Raw genomic sequence first — 7983 nt, 5'->3', positions numbered from 1 at the left:
AAAATCCGGTGAAGCTAGCTTCACCGGATTGATTTAAACTTTTAAAAACTGTCAACCTATTTTAGGACGACTCATTATATTGGATTATGCGTGTTGCAACTCGTGTTTTCCTTCATTGATTTCCTCAATTACTTTTGCATTAAATGCTGGTAAATCATTAGGATTTCTACTCGTTACTAGAGCTTCGTCCACCACTACTTCTTTATCAACCCACAATGCTCCTGCATTTTCCAAGTCTTTCTTGATCGATGAGAATGAAGTTAAAGTTCTTCCTTCTACTACATCAGCGCTGATCAATACTTGCGGTGCATGGCAAATCGCTGCTACCGGTTTATGTTGCTTGAAAAAATCTCTGATAAATACAAGCGCATTTTCATTTCTTCTCAATTGGTCAGGATTGATTACGCCTCCTGGTAACACCAATCCGTTATAATCTTTTGCTGAAACTTCGTCTAAAGTTTTGTCTACATTATAATCTTTTCCCCAGTCGGTTTCTGCCCAAGCTTTAATAGTTCCAGATTTTTCACTTACGATATCTACCTGAAATCCTTCCTTCTTCATTGCTTCTAAAGGTGAAGTAAGTTCACTTTCTTCAAATCCGTTAGTTGCTAAAATCGCTACCTTTTTCATAGTATATTGTTTTTGTTGGTTATAAAATCAATTCAAGAACAAAGTTAGCAGAAGACGTTAGCTATAAGGGTTAACGACGGGTTAAAGCTTACTGCGTAAGGGTTAAGCTTTGTTAAGCGCGTATCGATTTAACTTAAATTAAGTCAAATTGAACTATTTCAGATTGACTTCTTGTAAGATCAATCCAGAAGCCTGCGCGATATGGGTGAGCTTATACGGAATTTTACCATCTAAGCTTTTCTCAAAATCCTGCCAAGATAATATGCCATTCCCAAGATCAAATAAGGCCCCCATCATTAAACGCACTTGATGCCGTTTAAATCCGGCTCCCACAACTCTAAAAATGTACGAATGCTTCGGAAAGAAATTAGCCGTATATAAGGTATTCTCTTCAATCACTGAAGATACGATGGTCATCACCGTTTGCGTTTCGGCAGAAGCTTTATACGCATAATTGCGATAATCGTGGGTTCCTTGCATAAACGCAGCTCCCTTTTGCATCAATTCAACATCAAGTTGCCCTTTTACATTGATCATATATGGAGCGCAAAATGGATGATTTTTTTCACCGAAGGAAAAGAGGTAAATGTATTCTTTAAGTTTAGGCGCTTGTATGATATTGGTTTGATCGGCTTTTTCTATGATTTCTAGCAAGCGAATGTCCTGCGGAAGATTTTCATTAAAAAGCTTATGAAACTCCAGTAAATCAGCAAGAGCCTCCTCTTTTAAAATAAGCTCTACATAGGTTTCATTTACCGAAACCTTGGCATCTGTACGCCCTGCTGCAATGAATTTAAAATTGTTACGACCTAATACATACTTTAGCGTACGCTGCATCATGCGCTCTACCGTGAGAAGATCGGGCTGCTTTTGCCAGCCGTGGTACCTAAATCCTAAATATTGAATTTTAAGTAAGTAATAAAACTCTTTTTTAAACATAATTCAAAAATAGAATTTTAGTGCTTTAAGAGCGTGTTGTGCAAATACAATTCAATAAATTTGAATGAATCGAAACACTATGATCAATAAAGATAAAATCGTTAACCAGATCAAGGAGCATAAGCAAAATGCTAATCTCAATTTCAGGTTAAAAACAGATACTCAACGTTTTACAAAAGAACTTTTTGCGACGCTTTTTAACTTCCCCAATGATCTTGATGAAGATCTAGATCGCTTAGAGCGCCTTTTTGAAAATCTTGTTGAACTGGCCTGTTGGGATATTGATAAAAAATGCAGTAAGGTTTGGGATGAGTATGTCGCCGAGCTTCCTGAAGTTTTAAGAAAGCTTAATCTCGACGCCGAGGCTATCTTTAATAATGATCCTGCAGCTACGAGTATTGAAGAGGTTTATCTGGCATATCCCGGTTTTCACGCCATTGCGATTTACAGACTTAGTCACGCGCTTTACAAGAGAGGCTTTCCTATTGTACCGCGGTTAATGACAGAATATGCACATCACGTTACAGGGGTAGACATCAATCCCGGTGCAGAGATTGGAGAGTACTTTTTTATGGATCACGCCACGGGTATCGTTATTGGTGAAACCGCAGTCATCAAAGATCACGTGAAGCTCTATCAAGGTGTTACTCTGGGAGCACTAAGTGTTGCAAAAGATCTTCAAGCGGTTAAACGTCACCCCACCATTGAGGAGAATGTAACCATTTATGCAAATGCCACCATTCTTGGTGGAGATACCACCATTGGTGCCAATAGTATTATTGGAGGAAATGTCTGGTTAACAAAGTCGGTCCCACCCTACTCACTTGTTTCGCATAAGCCTGAAATATTGATAAGAGAATTAGAACAGAAATAGTAGGCTTTCCAAAATTTAATTAAATGAATTATTCTATAGAACGCCTTATTGGCAATACACCACTGGTAGAGTCTAAAGTTTTACAGACAAACCCTAAAGTGAAATTATTATTTAAGCTTGAAGGGCAAAATCCGGGCGGAAGCGTTAAAGATCGTGCAGCTTTTAATATGATCACCGCAGCCTTAGAACGTGGCGAGATTACAAAAGATACCAAATTGATCGAAGCCACAAGTGGAAATACCGGTATTGCTCTGGCTATGATTGCCTCGATGTACGGCTTAGATCTTGAAATTGTTATGCCCGAGAATGCAACCAAGGAGCGGGTGCAAACGATGCGAGCCTACGGAGCCACAGTAATTCTTACGTCAAAAGATATAGGTATCGAAGGTGCGAGAGATTTTGCTGAAGCTAAAGTTAAAAATGATGGCTATTTTATGTTTAACCAGTTTTCAAATCCAGACAATTGGAAAGCGCATTATAAAACTACCGGTCCGGAAATTTGGAGGGATACTGAAGGAAAGGTTACGCATTTCGTTTCTTCTATGGGAACTACAGGTACCATAATGGGAACTTCTACATATCTGAAAGAGCAAAATAAAAAAGTTCAAATTGTTGGGGTGCAACCTACTGACGAATCAAGCATTCCCGGTATACGCAAATGGCCAAAAGAATATTTACCTAAAATTTTTGATGCTTCTAAGGTTGATCAGGTTCTCGAAGTAAGCGAGGAAGATGCACGGGCAATGTCAAAGCGACTGGCTAAAGAAGAAGGGATTTTTAGCGGTATGAGCAGTGGTGGCGCTACAGTTGCCGCGTTACGCCTTTGCGAACAGTTAGAAGAAGGCGTGGTGGTCTCAATCATTTGTGATCGCGGAGACCGTTATTTATCGTCAGATTTATTCGATTAAGAAATCAGTTTAGAGAAGCAATATCAAGGATTTTTAGAGACGCCTCAACTAAGGTTTGATTCGTCTTTTTTTCCCTTTTCAAATTTTGAACTGAAGGCTACAAAGAGGGTACTACCCACAGCATTTACTATTTCAAATACGTTGCGCTTCGGTCATCGTATGGAATATTTTATGGAAGCTGCACTCAGAGCGAATGACTTTAGGATTCTGGCTAAAAACCTTCAAATCATTGCAAAGAAAAAGACCTTAGGCGAACTCGACTTTATCTTAGAAACGCCTGATAATTTTCATATTCATGTCGAAATGGTCTATAAATTTTATCTCTATGATCCTGATCGAAAAGGAAGTTGGATCGAAAAACTAGTCGGTCCAAATCTGAAAGACCACTTGTCCTTTAAATTACAAAAATTAAAGGAGCATCAATTTCCAATGTTACAGCAAGAAGAGACGCTTAAACTCTTGGAACAACTTAATATACGTACGAATGCTATTACCCAACAATTATTTTTTAAAGCTCAACTTTTTGTACCGGTCAGCACTAGGATAATTGATTTAGATAAAGAATTAATTGCAGGCAACTTTTATAAACAACACGAACTTGCACTCCTGAATCAAACAACTTATCGATTTTATATTCCAGAAAAGCAAGATTGGGTCTGTGAGCCGTATAACGATGCATACACGCTAAACTTTGATTCTTTTTATGCCACAGCTCAACAACTACTAGAACAGCAACGCTCTTTTATGTTTTGGTGTTTTACTTCAAAAAAGATTGAAAAGCATTTTGCCTGTTGGTGGTAAATAAAATCCTTTAAATTTTCTTTACCTGAACTGCGTTCATTCCTTTTTGTCCTCGCTCCAATTCAAAAGAAACTTTATCATTTTCATCAATGGCATCCTCTAAGATTCCACTAACGTGTACAAAATATTTCTCTTGATTTTCTGCATCAATAATAAAACCAAAACCTTTAGAATGATCAAAGAAAGACACTTTTCCTTTTCTGATTTTGGCTTCCTCAGCAGCGATTTTATCTTCTTCGGTGGTCTTAGGAATACTTATTTGAATATCTTCAATATCAACATCAACCTTCATTGATGGATCTGGCGGTGTATCTGTAAGGTTACCGTTGTGATCAACATAAGCGATCATATCTTCAAAGTTACCACCTGTTGCATTAGCTTTTCTGGCTTCTTTTCTTTTTTGTTTTTCCTCTCGTTTTTTTAATCTCTTTTTCTCTCGTTCTGTTTTGCTATACGTTTGTTGTGATCTTCCCATAGAAAATTTCGGTTAAATAAAATTAGTAATTAGAGTATGTGAAAAGGAATTGGTACGAGAGGGATAACAAGAAGATGTACAAATAATCTAAACCAAGCGCTATCAATAACTGAGTAAGCCGAAAGCTTATCTCTACTCATCTGCTGTAAAGATACAAATTATAAAGCGGTATCATCTGATTCATCTACATAAGAACAAATTGTAGTATTATTCTTACTTATCAAATATTTAATCTCGTTTATTTGCTTAATATCTTAAAATTCAGTTATTTTGCCCTTGTATAAACCCACTTCAACTACTACGTTTATGTCCTACGGTAAATATTTTTTACTGTTTTTTGCTTTGTGTACACATTTTTGCCTTCTAGGTCAGAATGCAGTAGGTATAGGGACTTCAGATCCAAGAGTCACGCTTGAAGTTGCCGGTGATGCCATCACTAGAAATGGTATTGAGATTGGAGTCATCGACGATATGGTTGATGCTGATACTTCTACTTTTTTAGTACAGGAAGGTGCCTCAAATAAATTAAAGACTTTAGATGTAAGTAACCCTACCGGTACCGCTTTGGGTTATATTCAAGAATATATAATTGAAAATCCTAACGAAGACTGGATTTTTGATCTTAATACAAATATCAGCGCTACAGATTTTGTGGTCAATACCATTTCTGCTTACTACAATAGAGAATTGGATATTGACGGTTATGCTACGGTGCCCAACTTTTCAGCATACATTCAAGGAGGTACTTGGCACCTTACAGCAGATTTTCCTTCAGCAAATAATTTGTATGATAATGAGATAGGTACTTGGACCATCACTACACTTATCTATTCTCGAGATCTTTCAAAACAATTGGGAACTATAACCATTCCAATGGCTAATGGTTCGACAAATAGCGCGACAAATCCAATAATAGATTAAACTATGCGATTATTTCTAGTATTGGTTTTGATCATTTCGGCAAAAACTTTGGCACAGGTAGGTATTGGTACTACGCAACCGGAAACCGATTTACACATCGCAGGATCCACCCTAATTCAAGACGAATTTGAAACCAATCAGCTTGGTTCCACTAATAATAACGATGTTGATTTTAAACTGATAACGAGACTGACCAATTCTACTCCGGTTGGAGAAATAAACAGATTAAATGTTGATAATCTTACCGTTGCACCTATCAACATTAAAAAATATCGTTTTTATAATTTGGTTGGCGATAATCTTGAAGACATAGATATCTCTTTTGAGGCTGATCGCTATCTGATTGCGATTTCTAATTTTCGATATATCGGTGACCCTATAGCTAAGCAAGCTGTTCAAAACCATAACAGGCCTACAATGGGTAATTTTATTACGCGTGTTTTTACTGCTCCATCTCTTACTGGTTCGGGTGTAGAAACCTGGCATTTACAAATTCAAAATACTTTTTTAGACCCTGATCCTGATACAGAAATAGAGTATGAAATTACGTTAATCATTTACGATAGATCTTATTATCGAGCATTACCCCCCATCCAGACAAATCTTGGAGGTTCAAACACCGGTAGCGTTGCAGCACCAAACATAAAATAGAGGATTATGAAATTTATTTTATCGGTTTTGATTTTGTTGTATCTAAATACATCTGTAGCACAAGTAGGAGTCAATACTACTACACCCCAAGCTACGCTAGATGTTAATGGCCACACTAAGGTAGACGAGAAATTGTATCTTGAGGCACCGGGTGATTTTAATGAGATTAGAGGCTCCAAACTTTTGGTAGAAAAGCAGGATAAGGAAATCGTGCAATATGATATTGAAAATAGTAGATACGGTCCTATTAATTATGCTGAATTAAAGTTTGAAAACACCCAAAATATAGGTGTTCAAAATTATGACACAAAAATTCCAATAGATCAGTACGCCGTAACTGTACAAGGATTCTATGTACGCGGTCAATATGGAGAGACTAATGTAGTCGCTTCAAGTGACTCTGGAGATCAATACATCGAAGGTTCTCAAGTATACTCATATAAAGATACAAATACTGGCACTTGGCACGTAAAAGCATTTGTTAATAACTCAAAATTTAGGCTCTGGAATAATGCTAATATCCAAGTAAATATTTACCTCAATCTGATTATTTATAGAAAAGGTCTTTTAGCCAAAGAACTTCCTTCTTGGAATGTTAGCGCTGGAAATTATATCACTACTGGAATCTTATCTAAACCCGCTGGTTTTTAGATCTTAAACCTAAATCAACAACAACTATTGCCTGGTAAGCTTGGATCTGACGCCGCATCTATTAAAGGTGTTGTTTGTATAGTTATCCTAGTGGGATTAATAGTAGAATCTGTTTTGATTGGCAACAGCTTAAAATATTTTTCAGCTTTTTCTAGATTATAGATACTTGCTGTAGCAGCACTCCATAATATTATTTGAACTTGAGCATCAGGGAGGTCCATTAGATCTTCAGCATTCTTAATTAAGTTCAGAAAGGCATTTGGATTGCGGCGATGATTAAAGTTTGGATTTGGACTTAAATGAACCAAAATACATTGGGTATTTTCAATAGTTCCATCAAGATTAATCATCTTTTCTGTTTGTAAGCCCACCTTTACTACTTGATACTGACTTGGTATTAACTTTCCATCAGGAAACTCAAAACCAATTTTATATACTTTTTGCAAAATAGATTTAAGATCAGACAGTTTCATAAAGTCTCTTTTTAAATTGAGCTCTAAATAAGCTATTTATATATTCTACTAGTGTTAACCTAATGCAAAATTTAACAAAAAACCAATGGTTTTAAATTAGGTTAAGTACTTTTACTATGCCTTTAATATCAAGGGGTAACGAAGTAAACACACTATATTAAAAATGAACGCTCAAAATCAAAAGCTGAATCAGGAACTTACCGAAGCATTACAAAAATTACTGGTAAAAAATTACGATGCCGAAAAAGGCTTTATCAAAGCCATGCAAGAAATTGAACACACGGCGCTCAAAGGATTTATGCAGCGTCAAGCAGCAAAGCGCAACCAGTTTGCAACAGAAATCGATAAAGAACTGCACGCTTTAAACGCAAGACCCGAAGATGAAGGTAGCCTTGCGGCTGATTTGCATCGCTTTTGGATTGATGTCAAAAGTATCGTGAGCAAAGACGATATTTCTTCTGTACTTGAAGAATGCCTGCGCGGAGAAAAAATGAGTGCCGAAGAATATGAGAATGCATTAGAAAGTGATAAATTTCCACAGCATTTACGCACGGTGATCAACAACCAACTCTCTCAGATCTATCATACCATTGAAGATTTACAGCAACTTGACGATATTGCCAAACTTAGATAATTAACCTCTAATTTTACTTAGGCCTT

Annotated in this window: 11 protein-coding genes; 7 read left to right on the top strand and 4 right to left on the bottom strand. The window is 36.8% G+C overall.

Annotated features, from left to right (window positions below; genetic code table 11):
• Window positions 1–84: 84 nt before the first annotated feature.
• On the bottom strand, window positions 85–630 hold the full coding sequence (locus tag WA338_RS17070) for a type 1 glutamine amidotransferase domain-containing protein (RefSeq protein WP_336094291.1): 546 nt from the start codon (window positions 628–630) through the stop codon (window positions 85–87).
• A 153-nt stretch (window positions 631–783) separates the two neighbouring features.
• The gene (locus WA338_RS17065) at window positions 784–1569 is read right to left on the bottom strand and encodes a tRNA pseudouridine(38-40) synthase TruA (protein WP_336094289.1); all 786 of its coding nucleotides are present in this window, start codon (window positions 1567–1569) and stop codon (window positions 784–786) included.
• A 64-nt stretch (window positions 1570–1633) separates the two neighbouring features.
• Here WA338_RS17065 and epsC point away from each other — a divergent pair, with 64 nt between their 5' ends.
• The 3 genes from epsC to WA338_RS17050 are packed head-to-tail and all read left to right on the top strand — an operon-like array spanning window position 1634 to window position 4152.
• Window positions 1634–2443, top strand: coding sequence for a serine O-acetyltransferase EpsC (gene epsC, locus WA338_RS17060; RefSeq protein ID WP_336094287.1), 810 nt, complete (start codon window positions 1634–1636; stop codon window positions 2441–2443).
• A 23-nt stretch (window positions 2444–2466) separates the two neighbouring features.
• Window positions 2467–3351 (top strand): cysteine synthase CysM, encoded by an 885-nt coding sequence (gene cysM / locus WA338_RS17055; protein WP_009780258.1) that lies wholly within the window; start codon window positions 2467–2469, stop codon window positions 3349–3351.
• A gap of 3 nt (window positions 3352–3354) precedes the next feature.
• Window positions 3355–4152: a DUF1853 family protein gene (locus tag WA338_RS17050; protein WP_336094293.1), complete on the top strand. Its 798-nt coding sequence runs from the start codon at window positions 3355–3357 to the stop codon at window positions 4150–4152.
• Window positions 4153–4162: 10 nt separating this feature from the next.
• Here WA338_RS17050 and WA338_RS17045 read toward each other — a convergent pair whose 3' ends face one another.
• A complete protein-coding gene (locus WA338_RS17045; protein WP_273004771.1) occupies window positions 4163–4627 on the bottom strand; it encodes a cold-shock protein in 465 nt (154 codons plus the stop codon).
• Window positions 4628–4897: 270 nt separating this feature from the next.
• Between WA338_RS17045 and WA338_RS17040 the strand changes: the two genes are divergently transcribed.
• The 3 genes from WA338_RS17040 to WA338_RS17030 are packed head-to-tail and all read left to right on the top strand — an operon-like array spanning window position 4898 to window position 6850.
• Entirely contained in the window at window positions 4898–5548 is a 651-nt protein-coding gene (locus tag WA338_RS17040) for a hypothetical protein (protein WP_273016504.1), read from the top strand.
• Between the two features lie 3 nt (window positions 5549–5551).
• Window positions 5552–6199, top strand: a complete 648-nt coding sequence (locus WA338_RS17035; protein WP_272985405.1) for a hypothetical protein — start codon at window positions 5552–5554, stop codon at window positions 6197–6199.
• Window positions 6200–6205: 6 nt separating this feature from the next.
• The gene (locus tag WA338_RS17030) at window positions 6206–6850 is read left to right on the top strand and encodes a hypothetical protein (RefSeq protein ID WP_272985403.1); all 645 of its coding nucleotides are present in this window, start codon (window positions 6206–6208) and stop codon (window positions 6848–6850) included.
• A gap of 14 nt (window positions 6851–6864) precedes the next feature.
• Here WA338_RS17030 and WA338_RS17025 read toward each other — a convergent pair whose 3' ends face one another.
• A complete protein-coding gene (locus tag WA338_RS17025; RefSeq protein WP_272985402.1) occupies window positions 6865–7323 on the bottom strand; it encodes a DUF6428 family protein in 459 nt (152 codons plus the stop codon).
• 163 nt (window positions 7324–7486) lie between these two features.
• Between WA338_RS17025 and WA338_RS17020 the strand changes: the two genes are divergently transcribed.
• Window positions 7487–7957 (top strand): ferritin-like domain-containing protein, encoded by a 471-nt coding sequence (locus WA338_RS17020; RefSeq protein WP_272985400.1) that lies wholly within the window; start codon window positions 7487–7489, stop codon window positions 7955–7957.
• Window positions 7958–7983: the final 26 nt, after the last annotated feature.

Source organism: Leeuwenhoekiella sp. CH_XMU1409-2 (genome assembly GCF_037029365.1).
Classification (GTDB): Bacteria; Bacteroidota; Bacteroidia; order Flavobacteriales; family Flavobacteriaceae; genus Leeuwenhoekiella; species Leeuwenhoekiella blandensis.
The sequence above is the reverse complement of the archived record's forward strand: the minus strand, read 5'-3'. Positions and strand labels throughout refer to the sequence as shown.

Excerpts from the sequence above, each read along its gene's own strand:
- WA338_RS17070 (WP_336094291.1), bottom strand. The coding sequence starts at position 630 with ATGAAAAAGGTAGCGATTTTAGCAACTAACGGATTTGAAGAAAGTGAA.
- WA338_RS17065 (WP_336094289.1), bottom strand. The coding sequence starts at position 1,569 with ATGTTTAAAAAAGAGTTTTATTACTTACTTAAAATTCAATATTTAGGA.
- epsC (WP_336094287.1), top strand. The coding sequence starts at position 1,634 with ATGAATCGAAACACTATGATCAATAAAGATAAAATCGTTAACCAGATC.
- cysM (WP_009780258.1), top strand. The coding sequence starts at position 2,467 with ATGAATTATTCTATAGAACGCCTTATTGGCAATACACCACTGGTAGAG.
- WA338_RS17045 (WP_273004771.1), bottom strand. The coding sequence starts at position 4,627 with ATGGGAAGATCACAACAAACGTATAGCAAAACAGAACGAGAGAAAAAG.
- WA338_RS17035 (WP_272985405.1), top strand. The coding sequence starts at position 5,552 with ATGCGATTATTTCTAGTATTGGTTTTGATCATTTCGGCAAAAACTTTG.
- WA338_RS17030 (WP_272985403.1), top strand. The coding sequence starts at position 6,206 with ATGAAATTTATTTTATCGGTTTTGATTTTGTTGTATCTAAATACATCT.
- WA338_RS17025 (WP_272985402.1), bottom strand. The coding sequence starts at position 7,323 with ATGAAACTGTCTGATCTTAAATCTATTTTGCAAAAAGTATATAAAATT.
- WA338_RS17020 (WP_272985400.1), top strand. The coding sequence starts at position 7,487 with ATGAACGCTCAAAATCAAAAGCTGAATCAGGAACTTACCGAAGCATTA.